Origin of the sequence: Cronobacter sp. HA18006, assembly GCF_011605445.1 — a bacterium.
Classification (GTDB): domain Bacteria; phylum Pseudomonadota; class Gammaproteobacteria; order Enterobacterales; family Enterobacteriaceae; genus Cronobacter; species Cronobacter sakazakii.
Window position 1 is genome coordinate 184,453 of sequence record NZ_JAANQB010000020.1, and the last position, 19,177, is coordinate 203,629.

At 55.7% G+C, this 19,177-nt stretch carries 15 protein-coding genes and 7 tRNA genes; 20 read left to right on the forward strand and 2 right to left on the reverse strand.

The genetic code is table 11. The features are described from left to right. Nucleotides 1-6 precede the first annotated feature (6 nt). The 10 genes from G9X48_RS09920 to G9X48_RS09965 all read left to right on the forward strand — a co-directional run bounded on the left by G9X48_RS09920 (nt 7) and on the right by G9X48_RS09965 (nt 5,038). Nucleotides 7-1,227 carry an N-acetylglucosamine repressor gene (locus tag G9X48_RS09920; RefSeq protein WP_004387184.1) on the forward strand — a complete coding sequence of 407 codons (1,221 nt, stop codon included), beginning with the start codon at nt 7-9 and terminating at the stop codon, nt 1,225-1,227. A gap of 62 nt (nt 1,228-1,289) precedes the next feature. Beyond that, complete coding sequence (locus G9X48_RS09925) at nt 1,290-2,042, forward strand: HAD-IIA family hydrolase (protein WP_004387185.1); 753 nt, start codon at nt 1,290-1,292, stop codon at nt 2,040-2,042. Nucleotides 2,043-2,338: 296 nt separating this feature from the next. Then, nucleotides 2,339-4,003 carry an asparagine synthase B gene (asnB, locus tag G9X48_RS09930; RefSeq protein WP_007900511.1) on the forward strand — a complete coding sequence of 555 codons (1,665 nt, stop codon included), beginning with the start codon at nt 2,339-2,341 and terminating at the stop codon, nt 4,001-4,003. Between the two features lie 247 nt (nt 4,004-4,250). Next, nucleotides 4,251-4,327, forward strand: a tRNA-Met gene (locus G9X48_RS09935). Nucleotides 4,328-4,335: 8 nt separating this feature from the next. Continuing rightward, nucleotides 4,336-4,420 (forward strand) — tRNA-Leu (locus G9X48_RS09940). Nucleotides 4,421-4,442: 22 nt separating this feature from the next. Further along, a tRNA-Gln gene (locus G9X48_RS09945) sits at nt 4,443-4,517 on the forward strand. A gap of 36 nt (nt 4,518-4,553) precedes the next feature. Then, a tRNA-Gln gene (locus tag G9X48_RS09950) sits at nt 4,554-4,628 on the forward strand. Between the two features lie 30 nt (nt 4,629-4,658). Beyond that, a tRNA-Met gene (locus G9X48_RS09955) sits at nt 4,659-4,735 on the forward strand. A 62-nt stretch (nt 4,736-4,797) separates the two neighbouring features. Next, a tRNA-Gln gene (locus tag G9X48_RS09960) sits at nt 4,798-4,872 on the forward strand. A 91-nt stretch (nt 4,873-4,963) separates the two neighbouring features. Next, nucleotides 4,964-5,038 (forward strand) — tRNA-Gln (locus G9X48_RS09965). A 223-nt stretch (nt 5,039-5,261) separates the two neighbouring features. On the opposite strand, the gene ubiF is transcribed toward G9X48_RS09965, so the two are convergent. Then, nucleotides 5,262-6,443 (reverse strand): 3-demethoxyubiquinol 3-hydroxylase, encoded by a 1,182-nt coding sequence (gene ubiF, locus G9X48_RS09970; RefSeq protein WP_231081357.1) that lies wholly within the window; start codon nt 6,441-6,443, stop codon nt 5,262-5,264. 139 nt (nt 6,444-6,582) lie between these two features. On the opposite strand from ubiF, the gene miaB reads away from it, so the two are divergent. The 9 genes from miaB (at nt 6,583) to G9X48_RS10015 (ending at nt 15,830) form a co-directional block, all read left to right on the forward strand. Further along, nucleotides 6,583-8,007 carry a tRNA (N6-isopentenyl adenosine(37)-C2)-methylthiotransferase MiaB gene (gene miaB / locus G9X48_RS09975; RefSeq protein WP_004387188.1) on the forward strand — a complete coding sequence of 475 codons (1,425 nt, stop codon included), beginning with the start codon at nt 6,583-6,585 and terminating at the stop codon, nt 8,005-8,007. Nucleotides 8,008-8,211: 204 nt separating this feature from the next. Continuing rightward, complete coding sequence (locus tag G9X48_RS09980) at nt 8,212-9,273, forward strand: PhoH family protein (RefSeq protein WP_038864133.1); 1,062 nt, start codon at nt 8,212-8,214, stop codon at nt 9,271-9,273. Next, on the forward strand, nt 9,270-9,737 hold the full coding sequence (gene ybeY / locus G9X48_RS09985; RefSeq protein WP_097641204.1) for an rRNA maturation RNase YbeY: 468 nt from the start codon (nt 9,270-9,272) through the stop codon (nt 9,735-9,737). The genes G9X48_RS09980 and ybeY overlap by 4 nt, the downstream gene beginning before the upstream one ends. 102 nt (nt 9,738-9,839) lie before the next feature. Then, nucleotides 9,840-10,715 carry a CNNM family magnesium/cobalt transport protein CorC gene (gene corC / locus G9X48_RS09990; RefSeq protein WP_004387191.1) on the forward strand — a complete coding sequence of 292 codons (876 nt, stop codon included), beginning with the start codon at nt 9,840-9,842 and terminating at the stop codon, nt 10,713-10,715. A 4-nt stretch (nt 10,716-10,719) separates the two neighbouring features. After that, nucleotides 10,720-12,261 carry an apolipoprotein N-acyltransferase gene (lnt, locus tag G9X48_RS09995; RefSeq protein WP_097641203.1) on the forward strand — a complete coding sequence of 514 codons (1,542 nt, stop codon included), beginning with the start codon at nt 10,720-10,722 and terminating at the stop codon, nt 12,259-12,261. Between the two features lie 361 nt (nt 12,262-12,622). Further along, nucleotides 12,623-13,528, forward strand: coding sequence for an amino acid ABC transporter substrate-binding protein (locus G9X48_RS10000; RefSeq protein WP_007900523.1), 906 nt, complete (start codon nt 12,623-12,625; stop codon nt 13,526-13,528). 162 nt (nt 13,529-13,690) lie between these two features. After that, nucleotides 13,691-14,431 carry an amino acid ABC transporter permease gene (locus G9X48_RS10005; protein ID WP_007781806.1) on the forward strand — a complete coding sequence of 247 codons (741 nt, stop codon included), beginning with the start codon at nt 13,691-13,693 and terminating at the stop codon, nt 14,429-14,431. Continuing rightward, complete coding sequence (gene gltK / locus G9X48_RS10010) at nt 14,431-15,105, forward strand: glutamate/aspartate ABC transporter permease GltK (protein WP_004387196.1); 675 nt, start codon at nt 14,431-14,433, stop codon at nt 15,103-15,105. The genes G9X48_RS10005 and gltK overlap by 1 nt, the downstream gene beginning before the upstream one ends. After that, on the forward strand, nt 15,105-15,830 hold the full coding sequence (locus G9X48_RS10015; RefSeq protein ID WP_007848253.1) for an amino acid ABC transporter ATP-binding protein: 726 nt from the start codon (nt 15,105-15,107) through the stop codon (nt 15,828-15,830). The genes gltK and G9X48_RS10015 overlap by 1 nt, the downstream gene beginning before the upstream one ends. Before the next feature lie 45 nt (nt 15,831-15,875). On the opposite strand, the gene G9X48_RS10020 is transcribed toward G9X48_RS10015, so the two are convergent. Continuing rightward, nucleotides 15,876-16,358, reverse strand: coding sequence for a zinc ribbon-containing protein (locus tag G9X48_RS10020; protein ID WP_004387200.1), 483 nt, complete (start codon nt 16,356-16,358; stop codon nt 15,876-15,878). Between the two features lie 227 nt (nt 16,359-16,585). Here G9X48_RS10020 and leuS point away from each other — a divergent pair, with 227 nt between their 5' ends. Continuing rightward, the gene (gene leuS, locus G9X48_RS10025; protein ID WP_007848251.1) at nt 16,586-19,168 is read left to right on the forward strand and encodes a leucine--tRNA ligase; all 2,583 of its coding nucleotides are present in this window, start codon (nt 16,586-16,588) and stop codon (nt 19,166-19,168) included. Nucleotides 19,169-19,177 lie beyond the last annotated feature (9 nt).

Sequence of the window (19,177 nt, forward strand, 5' to 3'; positions counted from 1 at the left end):
AAAGGCATGACGACTGGCGGACAGGCTCAAATTGGCAACGTTGATCTCGTAAAACAGCTTAACAGCGCGGCGGTTTACCGTCTTATCGACCAGCAGGGGCCGATATCGCGCATTCAGATAGCCGAACAGAGCCAGCTTGCGCCCGCCAGCGTCACCAAAATTACCCGCCAGCTTATTGAGCGCGGTCTGATTAAAGAAGTCGATCAGCAGGCCTCGACAGGAGGCCGCCGCGCAATCTCCATCGTTACCGAAACCCGGCATTTCCAGGCCGTTGGCGTGCGCCTTGGCCGCCATGATGCCACGCTGACGCTGTTCGATCTCAGCAGTAAAGTGCTGGCCGAAGAACATTTTCCGCTGCCCGAACGCACCCAGGAAACGCTGGAACATGCGCTCCTGAACACCATTGCGCAGTTTATTGACACCTGGCAGCGTAAAATCCGCGAGCTTATCGCCGTGTCGGTGATCCTGCCGGGTCTGGTCGATCCGGAAAGCGGCGTTATTCGCTATATGCCGCATATCAATGTGGAAAACTGGCCGCTGGTGGACGCGCTGCAAAAGCGCTTTAACGTCGCCTGTTTTGTCGGTCACGATATCCGCAGCCTGGCGCTGGCGGAGCACTATTTCGGTGCAACGCGCGACTGTGAAGATTCCATTCTGGTGCGCGTTCACCGCGGCACCGGCGCGGGCATTATCTCGAACGGCCGCATATTCATTGGCCGTAACGGCAACGTCGGCGAGATTGGCCATATTCAGGTCGATCCGCTTGGCGAGCGCTGTCACTGCGGCAATTTCGGGTGCCTTGAAACCGTCGCTGCTAACGCCGCAATTGAACAGCGCGTGCGCCAGCTGCTTGAACAGGGCTATCAGAGCCGCCTGACGCCCGATGAGTGCAATATCAAAGCGATTTGCAAAGCCGCGAACCGGGGCGATGCGCTGGCCTGCGAAGTTATCGAGCGCGTCGGTCGTCAGCTCGGTAAAACTATCGCCATCGCTATCAACCTGTTTAACCCACAAAAAGTGGTGATCGCCGGTGAAATCGTTGAAGCGCAGAAAGTGCTGCTGCCTGCTATCGAAAGCTGTATCAACACGCAATCGCTGAAAGCATTTCGTAAAAATCTGCCGGTCGTGCCTTCGCAACTCGATCACCGCTCGGCTATCGGCGCGTTTGCCCTGGTAAAACGCGCCATGCTTAACGGATTGTTATTACAGCGTTTGCTGGAAAGTTAACGAGTGACCGTAGCGATTTGCGCTATAGTTACGCCTTTCTGTTCCCTGAGCCAGAGTAGTCCATGACCATTCAGAACGTAATTTGCGATATCGATGGCGTGCTGATGCACGATAACGTTGCGGTGCCCGGCGCCAGCGAATTTCTGACCCGCATTCTTGAGAAAGGGTTTCCGCTGGTTCTGCTGACCAACTACCCGTCACAGACGGGCCAGGATCTGGCCAACCGCTTTGCCTCCGCCGGGATCGACGTGCCGGACAGCGTGTTTTACACCTCCGCGATGGCCACCGCCGATTTTCTGCGTCGTCAGGAAGGTAAAAAGGCCTATGTCGTCGGCGAAGGGGCATTAATTCACGAGCTTTATAAAGCTGGCTTTACCATTACCGATATCAACCCCGATTTCGTTATCGTGGGCGAAACCCGCTCCTATAACTGGGAGATGATGCATAAGGCCGCCTTTTTTGTCGCCAACGGCGCGCGCTTTATCGCCACTAACCCGGACACTCATGGGCGCGGTTTTTACCCGGCCTGCGGCGCGCTGTGCGCGGGCATTGAGAAAATTTCCGGGCGTAAGCCGTTTTATGTCGGCAAGCCAAGCCCCTGGATAATCCGCGCAGCGCTCAACAAAATGCAGGCCCACTCCGAACATACCGTAATCGTCGGCGATAATCTGCGCACCGATATTCTGGCCGGTTTCCAGGCAGGCCTGGAGACGATTCTGGTGCTGTCGGGCGTATCGACGATAAATGACATTGACGCCATGCCGTTCCGGCCAAGCTGGATCTACCCCTCCGTCGCTGAAATCGACGTAATCTGAACCTGACGGCCATTAACGATGGCCGTTTTTTTTCCCTTCAGACAAACCCTCGTTTAACAAAAGCGCTCTTTTTTTGCCGATTCGCTAAAAACTGCCCTGCTTTACTGACCATTTTTAAATTATCGCTAACGCTCATTGAACTATTTATGGTTTGAACGCTAAAACGCTTGCACAACCTGCACGCTTTGCGGCATTTTCTTAAACAACGACAGAGGCCGAAGCGAAAAAATTGCATAAACCGCAACGCCTCGCAGACAGACAACACAACATTACCGCCAGGGTTAACGGAGTTCTCTATGTGTTCTATTTTTGGTGTGCTGGATATCAAAACCGACGCGGTCGAACTGCGTAAAAAAGCGCTTGAGCTGTCGCGCCTGATGCGCCACCGCGGCCCGGACTGGTCCGGCGTGTTCGCCAGCGACAAAGCTATTCTCGCGCATGAGCGTCTTTCCATCGTGGACGTCAACGCAGGCGCGCAGCCGCTCTACAACACTGAAAAAACGCACGTGCTGGCCGTTAACGGTGAAATCTACAACCACCAGGCGCTGCGCGCGGAATATGGCGATCGTTTCCAGTTCCAGACCGGCTCTGACTGCGAAGTCATCCTGGCGCTGTATAAAGAAAAAGGGCCGGAATTTCTGGACGAACTGCAGGGCATGTTCGCTTTTGTGCTCTATGACAGCGAAAAAGACGCATACCTGATTGGCCGTGACCATATCGGCATCATTCCGCTCTATATGGGTCACGATGAGCACGGCAACTTTTATGTCGCTTCAGAAATGAAATCGCTGGTGCCGGTGTGTCGCACCATTAAAGAGTTCCCAGCGGGCAGCTATCTCTGGAGCCAGGATGGCGAAATTCGCCAGTACTATCAGCGCGACTGGTTTGAGTATGACGCGGTAAAAGATAACGTGACGGACAAAGCTGAGCTGCGCCAGGCGCTGGAAGATGCGGTCAAAAGCCACCTGATGTCTGACGTGCCTTACGGCGTGCTGCTCTCTGGCGGTCTCGATTCTTCCATTATTTCGGCCATTACCAAGAAATTCGCAGCGCGCCGCGTGGAAGATCAGGAACGCTCCGAAGCCTGGTGGCCGCAACTGCACTCGTTTGCCGTAGGTCTTGAAGGTTCACCGGATCTGAAAGCCGCGCAGGAAGTGGCCAACCATCTCGGCACGGTACATCATGAAATTCACTTTACCGTGCAGGAAGGCCTGGATGCGATCCGCGATGTGATTTACCACATCGAAACCTATGACGTGACCACGATTCGCGCGTCAACGCCGATGTATTTGATGTCCCGTAAAATCAAAGCGATGGGCATTAAAATGGTGCTTTCCGGCGAAGGTTCAGACGAAGTGTTCGGCGGCTATCTCTACTTCCACAAAGCGCCGAACGCGAAAGAGCTGCACGAAGAAACCGTTCGCAAGCTGCAGGCGCTGCATATGTTTGACTGCGCGCGTGCCAACAAAGCGATGTCAGCCTGGGGCGTTGAGGCGCGTGTGCCGTTCCTCGATAAGAAATTCCTTGATGTGGCGATGCGCATTAACCCGCAGGATAAAATGTGCGGCAACGGCAAGATGGAAAAACATATTCTGCGTGAATGTTTCGAGTCTTATCTGCCGGCGAGCGTGGCGTGGCGTCAGAAAGAGCAGTTCTCCGACGGCGTGGGCTACAGCTGGATTGATACGCTGAAAGAAGTGGCGGCAAAACAGGTTTCCGATCAGCAACTGGAAACTGCGCGCTTCCGCTTCCCGTACAATACGCCAGCCTCGAAAGAAGCCTATCTCTACCGCGAAATTTTCGAAGAGCTGTTCCCGGTCCCGAGTGCGGCGGAGTGCGTGCCTGGCGGCCCGTCTGTCGCCTGCTCTTCTGCGAAAGCCATCGAATGGGACGAAGCGTTTAAAACCATGAACGATCCGTCAGGCCGCGCGGTGGGCGTACACCAGTCTGCTTACAAGTAAGCGCTGCCAAACGAATAACGGGCCTTCGGGCCCGTTTTTTATGGGTGTAAAGATGCGCGGCCAGGGACGCTGTTTCTATTGAATTAGTGGATAATTCGCCTGGAATCGCCGAATATTGCATCAAGCTGTTCGCAAGCTAGTCAAACAGTCACTTTACGTCGATTTTCGCCAAAAAAGGTGTTGACGCTTCCAGGCCCAATACGCATAATGCGCCCCGCAACGCCGATAAGGTAACGCGAAAAAAGATGGCTACGTAGCTCAGCTGGTTAGAGCACATCACTCATAATGATGGGGTCACAGGTTCGATTCCCGTCGTAGCCACCATCTTTTTTGCGGGAGTGGCGAAATTGGTAGACGCACCAGATTTAGGTTCTGGCGCCGCAAGGTGTGCGAGTTCAAGTCTCGCCTCCCGCACCACTTCGTAATTGCGTTGCACGGATGGGGTATCGCCAAGCGGTAAGGCACCGGTTTTTGATACCGGCATTCCCTGGTTCGAATCCAGGTACCCCAGCCATATTTCTTCGACTTTTGCGTTTTACGCAGCAGTCGTTGGGGTATCGCCAAGCGGTAAGGCACCGGTTTTTGATACCGGCATCCCCTGGTTCGAATCCAGGTACCCCAGCCAGTCGTTATGTCTGGTAAAGCAGTACACTTTGGCTACGTAGCTCAGCTGGTTAGAGCACAGCACTCATAATGCTGGGGTCACAGGTTCGATTCCCGTCGTAGCCACCATATTTAAAGCGTCTTGCATTTTTTATGCGGGATAGCGCGAAGTAAAATTCGCAAGAGTTTCTTGGGGTGTCGCCAAGCGGTAAGGCAGCGGATTCTGATTCCGCCATTCCGGGGTTCGAATCCCTGCACCCCAGCCACTTTGAAGAAGCGGTTGGCAAGAAGCTAAACGCGCTGGTTAAAGGTTCTTTATTTCTTCCTTTAACTGACAATTCAGCACCAACATTTTGTTGGGGTGTCGCCAAGCGGTAAGGCAGCGGATTCTGATTCCGCCATTCCGGGGTTCGAATCCCTGCACCCCAGCCACTCTTTAAAAGCCTGCTCTCGCAGGCTTTTTTCTTTTCGGCGTTTCCTCTTTCTGTCTATACGTGCAACAAAGTCACGTTGCCATTCAGACACGCAATCCCCATAAAAAAGCCTGCACAGGCAGGCTTCTTAAATAAGCAAATTTTCACTGTAAGGCGACAACGACGACAACGCCCCGGTTATCAACCCTTAATGCACCTTAAAGCATGTTGTAACTAAGGCGTCATAAACCGAGCGCATACCGCAGCGCCTGGCGTTTCAGCACGCCTGAGCGCTGGGCGGCGATAAGCCCAAGGTTGCGCAGCACGCGCAGCGGTTTCAGTTTCGCAGTAAACCCGGCATGGAACAGATCCATACCGCTTTGCATCAGCAGGTTATCCGGCATACGACGACGCTGATAGCGCTTAAGCACCGCGCCGGAAGCCCAGTCTTCCGCCGCATTGCGGGCATCTATCACCACTTTCAGCAGCGCGTCCACATCGCGATAGCCGAGATTCACCCCCTGCCCCGCCAGCGGATGAATGGTATGCGCGGCGTCACCAATCAGCGCGACGCCCGGCAGCACATAACGCAGCGCATGGCGACGCACCAGCGGAAACGCGCCGCAGGCGACCGGCGTCACGCGGCCAAGCCGGGCAGGAAATGCGGCGGCAATCTCTCGACCAAGCTGTGTCATGGTCATCGCCTGAAGCTGACGAACACGTGCCGGGCGGTCATACCAGACGAGCGACGCACGGTTATCAAACAGCGGTAAAAACGCATGCGGCCCACTCGGGGTAAAGTGCTGCCAGGTGCTGTCGCCGGGCGACTGCTCGCATTCCACGCTAATCAACAGGCATGACTGCTGATACTGCCAGGCGTTAACGCCGATGCCTGCCCATTTACGCACTTGCGAGCTGGCACCGTCCGCACCGATCACCAGGCGCGCCTGTAAGGTGTCGCCATTAGTGAGAGTGAGCTGATACCCATTTTGCACTGGCGTCATCTGCGTGAGCGTCGCCGGGCACAGCAGTTGCACCGCCGGATGCGCCTCCAGCGCCTCCCACAGCGCGCGTTGCAGCACGCTGTTTTCTACCATATAGCCCAGCTCCGGCAGTTGCAGTTCATCGGCGCTGAATTCAACCCGCGCCTCGTTCCACTCCCAGGTTTCGAGGCGACGATAAGGATGCGCGCGCATCTCAAGCACGCGCTGCCAGACGCCCAGCCCGCGCAGCAGATCCACCGACGCGCAACTGATCGACGAGATCCGCACGTCCGGCGGGTTTTGCGGTGAAAACGGCGGCGGCGCGGCATGTTCCACGACGGCGACCTGAAAGCCATTTTGCGCAAGCCCAAGCGCGGCGGCGGCACCCACCATGCCCCCGCCGACAACGACGACTTCAATTGGTTGATTTGTCATGGTCATTTCATCCTTAAGCAATCTCCCTTCAGTTTACCGGATTTTTCGCCGCCTGACGTCTTTGCCTCGCCACTGGTCACGAACCCGTCAAAGCATTACAATACGCGGCCAAAATGAGTGGCTTTAACTGAGCAATGGCAAGTCAATGACAAAAAAACTCCATATCAAAACCTGGGGCTGTCAGATGAATGAATACGATTCATCGAAGATGGCCGATCTGCTGGAAACCACGCACGGCTTTACGCTGACCGACGTGGCGGAAGAAGCAGATATTCTGCTGCTGAATACCTGCTCAATCCGCGAGAAGGCACAGGAGAAGGTTTTCCATCAGTTAGGTCGCTGGAAAACGTTAAAGGAAAAGAACCCGGATGTGATTATCGGCGTGGGCGGCTGTGTAGCGTCTCAGGAAGGTGACCATATTCGCGATCGCGCCCGCTACGTTGACATCATTTTCGGGCCTCAGACCCTGCACCGCCTGCCGGAAATGATCAACCAGGTAAAAGGCACGCGCAGCCCGGTTGTGGACATCAGCTTCCCGGAAATCGAAAAATTCGATCGCCTGCCTGAGCCGCGCGCGGAAGGCCCGACGGCGTTCGTTTCCATCATGGAAGGCTGCAATAAATACTGCACCTACTGCGTGGTTCCGTATACCCGCGGTGAAGAAGTGAGCCGTCCGAGCGACGACATCGTGCTGGAAATCGCCCAGCTCGCCGCCCAGGGAGTGCGTGAAGTTAACCTGCTCGGCCAGAACGTGAACGCCTGGCGCGGCGAAAACTACGACGGCACTACCGGCACGTTTGCCGACTTGCTGCGTCTGGTCGCGGCGATTGACGGCATTGACCGCATCCGCTTCACCACCAGCCACCCGATTGAATTTACCGATGACATCATCGAAGTCTATCGCGACACGCCGGAGCTGGTGAGCTTCCTGCATCTGCCGGTACAGAGCGGCTCCGACCGCGTACTGAACATGATGGGACGCACCCACACGGCGCTGGAATATAAAGCCATTATCCGCAAGCTGCGCGCCGCGCGTCCGGATATTCAGATTAGCTCCGACTTCATCGTCGGCTTCCCTGGCGAAACCCAGCAGGATTTCGAACAGACCATGAAGCTGATTGCCGAGGTGAATTTCGACATGAGCTACAGCTTTATTTTCTCCGCGCGTCCGGGTACGCCTGCCGCCGACATGGTGGATGACGTGCCGGAAGAGGAGAAAAAACAGCGTCTGTACATCCTTCAGGAGCGCATCAACCAGCAGGCGATGGCGTGGAGCCGCCGTATGCTCGGCACAACCCAGCGCATTCTGGTGGAAGGCACGTCGCGTAAGAGCATCATGGAGCTTTCCGGGCGTACCGAAAACAACCGCGTGGTGAACTTCGAGGGCTCGCCGGATATGGTGGGTAAATTCGTCGATGTGGAAATCACGGAAGTGTTCCCGAATTCGCTGCGCGGCAAGGTTATCCGCACCGAAGACGAGATGGGCCTGCGCGTGGTGGAATCGCCGGAATCGATCATCGCCCGCACCCGCAAAGAAAACGAACTCGGCGTCGGGATTTTCCAGCCATAATCTGCTCTCTCACGTATGCCGCCCTGGCGCGGCATACGCTTATTTTTACACCATCCGTGCTTGTATTCTGAAGGCGTCACCCAAATATCCGGGTTGTCGCTTGCGCCTTTTTCCCTCGCCGTGAATAATTTCTCTCAGGCCCTGAGAAAATCAGCAGGCATTTTTACTCACCTTAACTGGCCCTGAGTGACCAAGAGGACAAGTTTGAATATCGAAACTCGTGAATTTACGCTGGAACCGGCAGACAATGCCCGTCTGCTTAGCCTCTGTGGACCCTTTGATGACAACATCAAACAGCTTGAACGCCGCCTCGGCATCGAAATCGCCCGTCGCGACAACCATTTTAAACTGACCGGCCGCACGATTTGCGTCAGCGCGGCGGCGGATATTCTGCGCCATCTGTACGTCGATACCGCCCCGATGCGTGGCGAAATCAAAGAGATCGAGCCGGAACAAATTCATCTGGCCATTAAAGAATTTCGCGTGCTTGAGCAGAGCGCCGAAAGCGTGCCGGAGTATGGCAAAGCGGTCAATATCAAGACCAAACGCGGCGTGATTAAACCGCGCACGCCAAACCAGGCGCAGTACATCGCGAATATTCTCGACCACGACATCACCTTCGGTATCGGCCCTGCCGGTACGGGTAAAACGTATCTTGCGGTCGCGGCCGCCGTGGACGCGCTGGAGCGCCAGGAAATTCGCCGTATTCTGCTGACCCGTCCGGCCGTGGAAGCCGGTGAAAAACTCGGCTTCCTGCCAGGCGATCTCAGCCAGAAAGTGGACCCATATTTGCGCCCGCTGTATGACGCACTCTTTGAGATGCTCGGCTTTGAGCGTGTGGAAAAACTGATGGAGCGCAACGTGATTGAAGTCGCGCCGCTGGCTTACATGCGCGGCCGTACGCTTAACGACGCGTTTATTATTCTCGATGAGAGCCAGAACACCACCATCGAACAGATGAAAATGTTCCTGACCCGTATCGGCTTTAACTCCAAAGCGGTGATCACCGGCGACGTCACGCAGATTGACCTGCCGCGAAACCTGAAGTCCGGCCTGCGTCACGCCATTGAAGTGCTTTCGGAAGTCGAAGAGATCAGCTTTAACTTCTTCCACAGCGAAGACGTGGTGCGCCATCCGGTTGTCGCGCGCATCGTCACCGCCTATGAAGCGTGGGAAGAGGCTGACCAGAAACGCAAAGCCGAACAGGCCGCGGAACGTAAACGTGAAGCCCAGGCGCTGGCCGCGGGCACGCAGGAGAGCAAATGAGTCAGGTCATTCTTGATTTGCAGATTGCCTGCGAAGACACCACGGGATTACCGGACGAGGCGCAGTTTCAGACATGGCTGAATGCCGTTGTGCCGCAGTTTCAGGAAGAATCAGAAGTCACGGTGCGTCTGGTGGATGAAGCGGAAAGCCATGATTTAAACCTGACTTATCGCGGAAAAGATAAACCGACCAACGTGCTGTCGTTCCCGTTCGAAGCGCCGCCCGGCATCGACATGCCGCTGCTTGGCGATTTGATCATCTGTCGTCAGGTGGTCGAGCGCGAAGCGCGGGAACAGGAAAAGCCGCTGGAAGCCCACTGGGCGCATATGGTGGTGCACGGCAGTCTGCATCTTCTGGGCTATGACCATATTGAGGATGACGAAGCCGAAGAGATGGAAGGCATCGAAACCGAGATAATGCTTGCCCTGGGCTTTGACGATCCGTACATTGCCGAGAAAGCGTAATCTGTGCGGCAGCCCGCTGCCGCCAGTGATTTCTACCGCCGTGGCGTGAGTTTTCCGCCACGAGCGAGACATAAACCAACATGAGAACCCTGAATTAACGCCATGAGCGACGACAACTCACACAGTAGCGACTCACTTAACAAAAAGGGATTTTTCTCCCTCCTCTTAAGCCAGCTGTTCCACGGTGAACCCAAAAACCGTGACGAACTGCTAGAGCTTATCCGTGATTCCGAGCAGAACGAGCTTATCGACCAGGATACGCGCGACATGCTTGAAGGGGTAATGGATATCGCCGACCAGCGCGTGCGCGACATCATGATCCCCCGCTCCCAGATGGTCACCCTGAAACGCAACCAGAGCCTTGATGAATGTCTTGACGTCATTATCGAATCGGCGCATTCACGTTTCCCGGTGATCAGCGAAGATAAAGATCACATTGAAGGGATCCTGATGGCCAAGGATCTGCTGCCGTTTATGCGCAGCGATGCCGAAGCCTTCAGCATGGATAAAGTGCTGCGCCCGGCGGTTGTCGTGCCGGAAAGCAAACGGGTTGACCGGATGCTGAAAGAGTTCCGCTCCCAGCGTTATCACATGGCTATCGTGATTGATGAATTCGGCGGCGTATCCGGGCTTGTGACTATCGAAGATATTCTTGAGCTCATCGTCGGCGAAATCGAAGATGAATACGACGACGAAGAAGATATCGATTTCCGTCAGCTCAGCCGCCACACCTGGACCGTGCGCGCACTGGCGTCCATTGAAGATTTTAACGATACCTTCGGCACCCAGTTCAGCGATGAAGAAGTCGACACCATCGGCGGTCTGGTGATGCAGGCGTTCGGTCATCTGCCTGCGCGCGGAGAAACCATCGACATCGATGGTTACCAGTTTAAAGTTGCCATGGCGGACAGCCGTCGTATTATCCAGGTCCACGTCAGAATGCCGGAAAACTCGCCGCAGCCTAAACTGGAAGACTAATGGAATGGCTCTTGCCTCAATGATTGAACGCCAGCGCGTGCGTCTGCTGCTGGCGCTGCTTTTTGGTGCCAGCGGAACGCTGGCCTTTTCCCCTTACGATTTCTGGCCCGCCGCCCTTATTTCGCTGATGGGCTTACAGGGGCTTACGCTTAATCGTCGCCCGATGCAAAGCGCCTGGATTGGTTTCTTCTGGGGGCTTGGCCTGTTTGGCAGCGGCGTGAACTGGGTCTATGTCAGCATCGCCCAGTTCGGCGGCATGCCGGGGCCGGTCAACGTGGCGCTGGTCGTCCTGCTTGCCGCGTATCTTTCACTCTATACCGGTCTTTTCGCAGGCGTCCTCTCGCGCCTGTGGCCGAAAACCAGCTGGCTGCGCCTTGCGATTGCCGCGCCCGTCTTCTGGCATCTCACCGAGTTTTTACGCGGCTGGGTGCTGACCGGCTTCCCGTGGCTGCAGTTTGGCTACAGCCAGATAGACGGCCCGCTGAAAGGCCTGGCGCCAGTGATGGGCGTTGAAGCCATCACCTTTTTACTGATGGCAGTGAGCGGCCTGCTGGTGCTGGCGATCGTGCATCGCGCCTGGAAGCCTGCCGTTTGCGCGCTCGTGCTGTTCGCGCTGCCCTTCCCGCTGCGCTATATCCAGTGGTATCAGCCGCATGCCGAACGCGCAATAAACGTCGCGCTGGTGCAGGGCAATATTCCGCAGTCGATGAAATGGGATGAGCGCGAGTTGATGAACACGCTGCGGATTTACTTTAACGCCACGCGCGAGCAGCTCGGTAAAGCCGGGTTGATTATCTGGCCGGAATCCGCCATTCCCGATTTAGAGAGCAATCAGCAACCGTTCCTGCACGATCTGGACACTGTGCTTCGCGATAACGACGCGACGCTGATTACCGGCGTGGTGGATGCGCGTCTTAACGAGAAAAACCGTTACGACACCTACAACACCATCATTACGCTCGGTGCCGGTACGCCATACAGCTACAACTCCGCCAACCGCTACCATAAAAACCATCTGGTGCCGTTTGGCGAGTTCGTGCCGCTGGAATCGATTCTGCGCCCGCTCGCGCCGTTCTTCGATCTGCCGATGTCCTCTTTCAGCCGCGGCCCGTATATGCAGCCGCAGTTACAGGCGCACGGCATGAAGCTCACGGCGGCGATCTGCTATGAAATTATTCTCGGCGAACAGGTGCGCGATAACTTCCGCCCGGATACTGACTTCCTGCTGACTATCTCGAACGACGCCTGGTTTGGCCACTCTATCGGCCCGTGGCAGCACTTTCAGATGGCGCGTATGCGTGCGCTGGAGCTGGCGCGTCCGCTGCTTCGCAGCACCAATAACGGCGTGACGGCGGTCATTGACGCTAACGGTAATGTTCAGTCGATCATCCCGCAGTTCACCCGCGAGGTGTTAAATGCCTCCGTTACGCCCACCAGCGGGCTGACGCCGTATGCCCGTTTTGGCAACGCGATTATCTGGATAATCGTTGCGCTGGGTGGTTTCGTCTCCGTGCTGATGAGCCTCGGCAGACGCAGACGTTCGTAAATTACCGCTCCATTTCCCCTAAAAAGGTCAGCTATGCTGGCCTTTTCCTTTTCTGGCACACCCTTTGCTTTAGTTAACCCAATGATTTAGCTGAAACGCCTAATCGGGCGACGCAGGCGCGTTAGATGCACCAGCAGCGATCTTTTGCGGCACCACTTTAGTGCAACACCGCATTTTTGCCTCTCATTGGTGCGGCGCGCTTCGCAAAAATAAACAAATTCACAGCAAATTATTTACATCCAGCCAGGCTAAATGGTACCAACACGGTACTAACGCTGCTGGCGGGACGGCAGGATATAACAACACACATTCACAATTGGGTATCAATGGCGTTTCTGGCGCCGCGATAAAGGAGTTGGATATGCAGTTACGTAAACTGACCGCAGCAATGCTGGTAATGGGTCTGAGCGCAGGTCTGGCCCATGCGGAAGACGCAAGCGGCGGTCAAAGCACGCTGGATAAAATCAAAGCGAACGGCGTTATTGTTGTCGGCCATCGCGAATCCTCAGTTCCTTTCTCCTATTACGACAACCAGCAAAAAGTGGTCGGCTATTCGCAGGATTACTCCAACGCTATCGTTGAAGCCGTGAAGAAACAGCTCAACAAGCCGGATCTGCAGGTCAAAATGATCCCCATTACCTCGCAGAACCGTATCCCGCTGCTGCAAAACGGCACCTTTGATTTCGAATGCGGCTCCACCACCAACAACCTGGAGCGCCAGAAACAGGCGGCTTTCTCTGACACCATTTTCGTCGTAGGTACTCGCCTGCTGGTGAAAAAAGGCGGCCCGATTAAAGATTTCCCGGATCTGAAAGGCAAAGCGGTCGTTGTAACTTCCGGCACGACGTCAGAAGTGCTGCTGCATAAGCTGAACGACGAGAAGAAAATGGACATGCGCATCATCAGCGCCAAAGATCACGGCGACTCCTTCCGTACCCTGGAAAGCGGCCGCGCGGTGGCGTTTATGATGGATGATGCCCTGCTGGCTGGCGAGCGCGCGAAGGCGAAGAAACCGGATAACTGGGAAATCGTCGGCACGCCGCAGTCTAAAGAAGCCTATGGCTGCATGCTGCGTAAAGGCGACGAGTCTTTCAAAAAGCTGGTAGACGAGACCATCGCCAAAGCACAGACCTCTGGCGACGCGGAAAAGTGGTTTGATAAATGGTTTAAAAACCCGATCCCACCGAAAAACCTTAACCTGAACTTTGAGCTTTCTGACGACATGAAAGCCCTGTTCAAAGAGCCTAACGATAAAGCGCTTAACTAATTACAACCATTAAGGGGCGGGTCACCCTGCCCTCATGATTGAAGAAGCAAGCCCGGACAGACTATACGTCGGTTGGCCGTTCCCCAACCGGCGCGAACAAAGAGGCTTCTCATCAATCTTAGGGGGTAGCGCTGCTACCCTTCTTTTTTTTCGGAGTACGTTATGTCTATAGACTGGAACTGGGGCATCTTTCTGCAGGATGCGCCGTTCGGCAACACCACCTATTTAGGCTGGCTATGGAGTGGCTTCCAGGTGACCGTCGCGCTGTCGATAAGCGCCTGGATAATCGCCTTCCTCGTTGGCTCCCTGTTCGGCATTCTGCGCACCGTACCGAACCGTTTTCTCTCCGGCATCGGCACCTGCTACGTCGAGCTTTTCCGTAACGTTCCGCTGATCGTCCAGTTCTTTACCTGGTATCTGGTCGTGCCGGAATTGCTGCCGGAAAATCTCGGCATGTGGTTTAAAGCGGAGCTCGATCCGAACGTGCAGTTTTTCCTCTCCTCAATGATCTGCCTCGGGCTTTTTACGGCCGCCCGCGTCTGCGAGCAGGTGCGCGCCGCTATCCAGTCGCTGCCGCGCGGCCAGAAAAACGCCGGTCTCGCGATGGGGCTGACGCTGCCGCAAACCTACCGCTATGTGCTGCTGCCCAACGCCTACCGCGTGATTGTGCCACCAATGACCTCAGAGATGATGAACCTGGTGAAAAACTCGGCCATCGCTTCAACCATCGGTCTGGTGGATATGGCGGCGCAGGCTGGCAAGCTGCTCGACTACTCCGCGCACGCCTGGGAGTCTTTTACGGCCATCACCCTCGCTTATGTTTTTATCAACGCGGTCATTATGCTGGTGATGAATCTGGTGGAACGTAAGGTTCGCCTGCCGGGCAACATGGGGAGCAAATAATGTACGAATTTGACTGGAGCTCCATTGTTCCCTCCATGCCTTATCTGCTGGCGGGCCTGGTCATTACCTTAAAAATCACCGTCACTGCCGTTATCTTCGGCATCGTCTGGGGCACGTTGCTTGCCGTGATGCGGCTTTCGGCGTTTAAGCCACTGGCCTGGTTTGCCACCGCCTACGTGAACGTGTTTCGTTCTATTCCGCTGGTCATGGTGCTGCTGTGGTTTTACCTGATTGTGCCGGGGCTGTTACAGGACGTGCTGGGGATTTCGCCGAAAACCGATATCCGTCTGATCTCCGCGATGGTGGCGTTCTCGATGTTTGAAGCCGCCTATTATTCGGAGATTATCCGCGCCGGTATTCAGAGCATCTCCCGCGGCCAGTCGAGTGCCGCGCTGGCGCTCGGGATGACGCACTGGCAATCCATGAAGCTAATTATCCTGCCGCAGGCGTTTCGCGCCATGGTGCCGCTGTTGCTCACTCAGGGCATCGTGCTCTTTCAGGATACCTCGCTCGTTTATGTGCTTAGCCTTGCGGATTTCTTCCGCACCGCGTCCACTATCGGCGAGCGCGACGGCACTCAGGTGGAGATGATCCTGTTTGCAGGCGCCGTTTATTTTGTCATTAGTTTAAGTGCATCGCTGTTGGTCAGCTGGCTGAAGAAAAGGACGGTATAATGATTACCCTGAAAAACGTTTCAAAATGGTATGGTCACTTTCAGGTGCTTACCGACTGCTCCACGGCGGTGAAAAAAGGCGAAGTCGTGGTGGTGTGCGGCCCTTCCGGCTCCGGCAAATCGACGCTGATTAAAACCGTCAACGGCCTTGAACCCGTTCAGCAGGGCGAAATTGTCGTCAACGGCACGAAGGTTAACGACAGAAAAACCAATCTGGCGCAGCTTCGCTCACACGTCGGCATGGTGTTCCAGCACTTCGAGCTGTTCCCGCACCTCTCTATTATCGAAAACCTGACGCTCGCGCAGGTCAAAGTGCTCAAGCGCGACAAAGCCGCCGCCCGTGAAAAAGGGCTGAAACTGCTGGAGCGCGTCGGGCTATCCGCGCACGCCAATAAATATCCGGCGCAGCTTTCCGGCGGCCAGCAGCAGCGTGTGGCGATTGCCCGCGCACTCTGCATGGACCCGGTCGCGATGCTGTTTGACGAACCCACCTCCGCGCTCGATCCGGAAATGATCAACGAAGTGCTGGACGTGATGGTTGAACTGGCGCAGGAAGGGATGACGATGATGGTGGTAACGCACGAGATGGGCTTTGCGCGTAAAGTGGCGCACCGCGTTATCTTTATGGATGAAGGCAAAATTGTGGAAGATTCGCCAAAAGAAGAGTTCTTCGCAAACCCGAAGTCAGAACGTGCGAAAGACTTTCTCGCGAAAATCCTTCACTAATTACTGCCAAAATAATGCGCGGGCTTCGGCCCGCGCGTTGTTTTATTAAGGCTCAAACGGCCGACGCTGGAACTGGTTATGGCCGCATTTCGGGCAAACCGGCAGCACTTCCGGGGTGTAAAAGGCCAGATGGTGATGGCAGTTTTCGCACACCAGGTTGCCAAGGCCCACTACCTCGCCGCTGTGATAAACACCGTGATGGTTGAGATCCTGGAACACTTCGCGCCACTCCAGCTGGGTTTTATCGGTAATATCCGCCAGCTCCTGCCAGACACTCTCTTTGATTACCCGGAAAAAGACGCTGTCTGTCAGTTCTTCCTGGCTTTCCTTATAGCTGCGGGCGAACTCTTCCAGATCGCGTCGCACCGCGCGGGTGACTTCCTCTTCTTCCGTGCGGGTAAGTTCGCCGGTGCGGGCAATATGCCGTCTTGCACTCTCCACCAGCGCATCGATATCCCGCTCCCCGTTGCGGACGCGTTCGGTGAGCGAGGCCACCAGTTCACGGTAATATTGCGCAACCTTGTTCATCGCCTTTTCCTCCTGAATGGGTAACCTCTTCTTATTGTAGACGTTAATCCCGCAGCGCTTTGTCAGCCAGCGCACAGCGCCGTGTAAAAGCCTGTATTTCCTTATTCGCGCCCCCTCCGCTGAAAGGCTGTTGTGCGGCGGTCTAATCGGCTATGCTATGCGGATCTGAAATAACACACGTTAAGGCTACATTTGTAGCTGTATTGAAAACAGGACTACTGGCTGCCATGCAAGAGCAATATCGCCCGGAAGAGATAGAATCCAAAGTACAGCTTCACTGGGAAGAGAAGCGCACATTTGAAGTGACCGAAGACGAGAGCAAAGAGAAGTATTACTGCCTGTCGATGCTTCCCTATCCTTCTGGCCGACTACACATGGGCCACGTTCGTAACTACACCATCGGCGATGTGATTGCGCGCTACCAGCGTATGCTCGGTAAAAACGTGCTGCAGCCCATCGGCTGGGACGCCTTCGGCCTGCCGGCGGAAGGTGCGGCGGTGAAAAACAACACCGCGCCGGCCCCGTGGACTTATGACAACATCAACTACATGAAGAACCAGCTCAAAATGCTGGGCTTCGGCTATGACTGGAGCCGCGAGCTGGCGACCTGTACGCCGGAATATTACCGCTGGGAACAGCAGTTCTTCACCGAGCTCTACAAAAAAGGCCTGGTGTATAAGAAAACCTCTGCGGTGAACTGGTGCCCGAACGACCAGACCGTGCTTGCCAACGAACAGGTTATCGACGGCTGCTGCTGGCGCTGCGACACCAAAGTCGAGCGTAAAGAGATCCCGCAGTGGTTTATTAAAATCACCGCCTATGCCGACGAGCTGTTAAACGATCTCGATAAGCTCGATCACTGGCCGGATACCGTTAAAACCATGCAGCGTAACTGGATTGGTCGCTCTGAAGGTGTGGAAATCACCTTTGACGTCCAGAACAGCGACGAAAAGCTGACGGTTTATACCACCCGTCCGGACACCTTTATGGGCGTCACCTATCTGGCCGTGGCGGCGGGTCATCCGCTGGCGCAGGCCGCGGCAGCCGCTAACCCGGCGCTGGGCGATTTCATTGCCGAATGCCGCAACACCAAAGTTGCTGAAGCCGATATGGCGACGATGGAGAAAAAAGGCGTCGATACGGGCCTGAAAGCGATTCACCCGCTGACCGGCGAAGCTATCCCGGTATGGGCGGCGAACTTCGTGCTGATGGAATATGGCACCGGCGCGGTTATGGCCGTTCCGGGCCACGACCAGCGCGACTATGAATTCGCGACCAAATACAGCCTGCCGATTAAGCCGGTTATCCTGACCGCAGAAGGCACCGCGCCGGATCTGAGCGAACAAGCGCTCACTGAAAAAGGCGTGCTGTTCAACTCTGGTGAGTTTGACGGTCTTGATTTTGAAGCCGCCTTTAACGCCATTGCCGACAAACTCGCCGCGAAAGGCGTGGGCGAGCGCAAAGTGAACTATCGCCTGCGCGACTGGGGGGTTTCCCGCCAGCGTTACTGGGGCGCGCCAATCCCGATGGTGACCCTGGAAGACGGCACCGTTATGCCGACGCCTGCCGATCAACTGCCGGTTATCCTGCCGGAAGATGTGGTCATGGACGGTATCACCAGCCCGATTAAAGCAGACCCGGAATGGGCGAAAACCACCGTTAACGGTCAGCCTGCGCTGCGTGAAACCGACACCTTCGACACCTTCATGGAATCCTCCTGGTACTACGCGCGCTACACCTGCCCGCAGTACAAAGAAGGTATGCTGGACGAAAAAGCCGCCAACTACTGGCTGCCGGTCGATATTTATATCGGCGGCATCGAACACGCCATCATGCACCTCCTCTACTTCCGCTTCTTCCACAAGCTGATGCGTGACGCGGGCATGGTGAACTCTGACGAACCGGCGAAACAGCTGCTGTGTCAGGGAATGGTGCTGGCGGACGCGTTCTACTACGTGGGCGCGAATGGCGAACGTAACTGGGTTTCCCCGAAAGACGCCATCGTCGAACGCGACGAAAAAGGCCGCATCGTGAAAGCGAGCGACGCCGCGGGCCATGAGCTGGTGTATACCGGCATGAGCAAAATGTCGAAGTCCAAAAACAACGGCATCGACCCGCAGGAGATGGTTGAGCGTTACGGTGCGGATACCGTGCGTCTGTTCATGATGTTCGCCTCTCCGGCGGATATGACGCTCGAATGGCAGGAGTCCGGCGTGGAAGGCGCAAACCGCTTCCTGAAGCGCGTCTGGCGTCTGGTGTACGAGCACACGTCGCTCGGTGACGCGCCAGCGCTGAATGTCGATGCGCTGAACGACGATCAGAAAGCGCTGCGTCGCGACGTTCATAAAACCATCGCGAAAGTATCCGATGATATCGGCCGCCGTCAGACCTTTAACACCGCTATCGCCGCCATCATGGAACTGATGAACAAACTGGCGAAAGCGCCGCAGGAAGGCGAGCAGGATCGTGCCTTAATGCGTGAAGCGCTGCTGGCCGTGGTGCGTATGCTCAACCCGTTCACCCCGCACGTCAGCTTTACGCTCTGGCAGGAGCTGAAAGGCGAAGGCGATATCGACAACGCGCCGTGGCCGCAGGCTGACGACAGCGCGATGGTGGAAGATACGACGCTGGTCGTCGTTCAGGTCAACGGTAAAGTGCGCGGTAAAATCACCGTGGCGGCTGACGCGACCGAAGAGCAGGTGCGCGAGCGCGCCGCTCAGGAACATCTGGTGGCGAAATACCTCGCCGGCGTGACCGTGCGTAAAGTGATTTACGTACCGGGTAAACTGCTTAACCTGGTTGTGGGCTAAGCGCAGGAG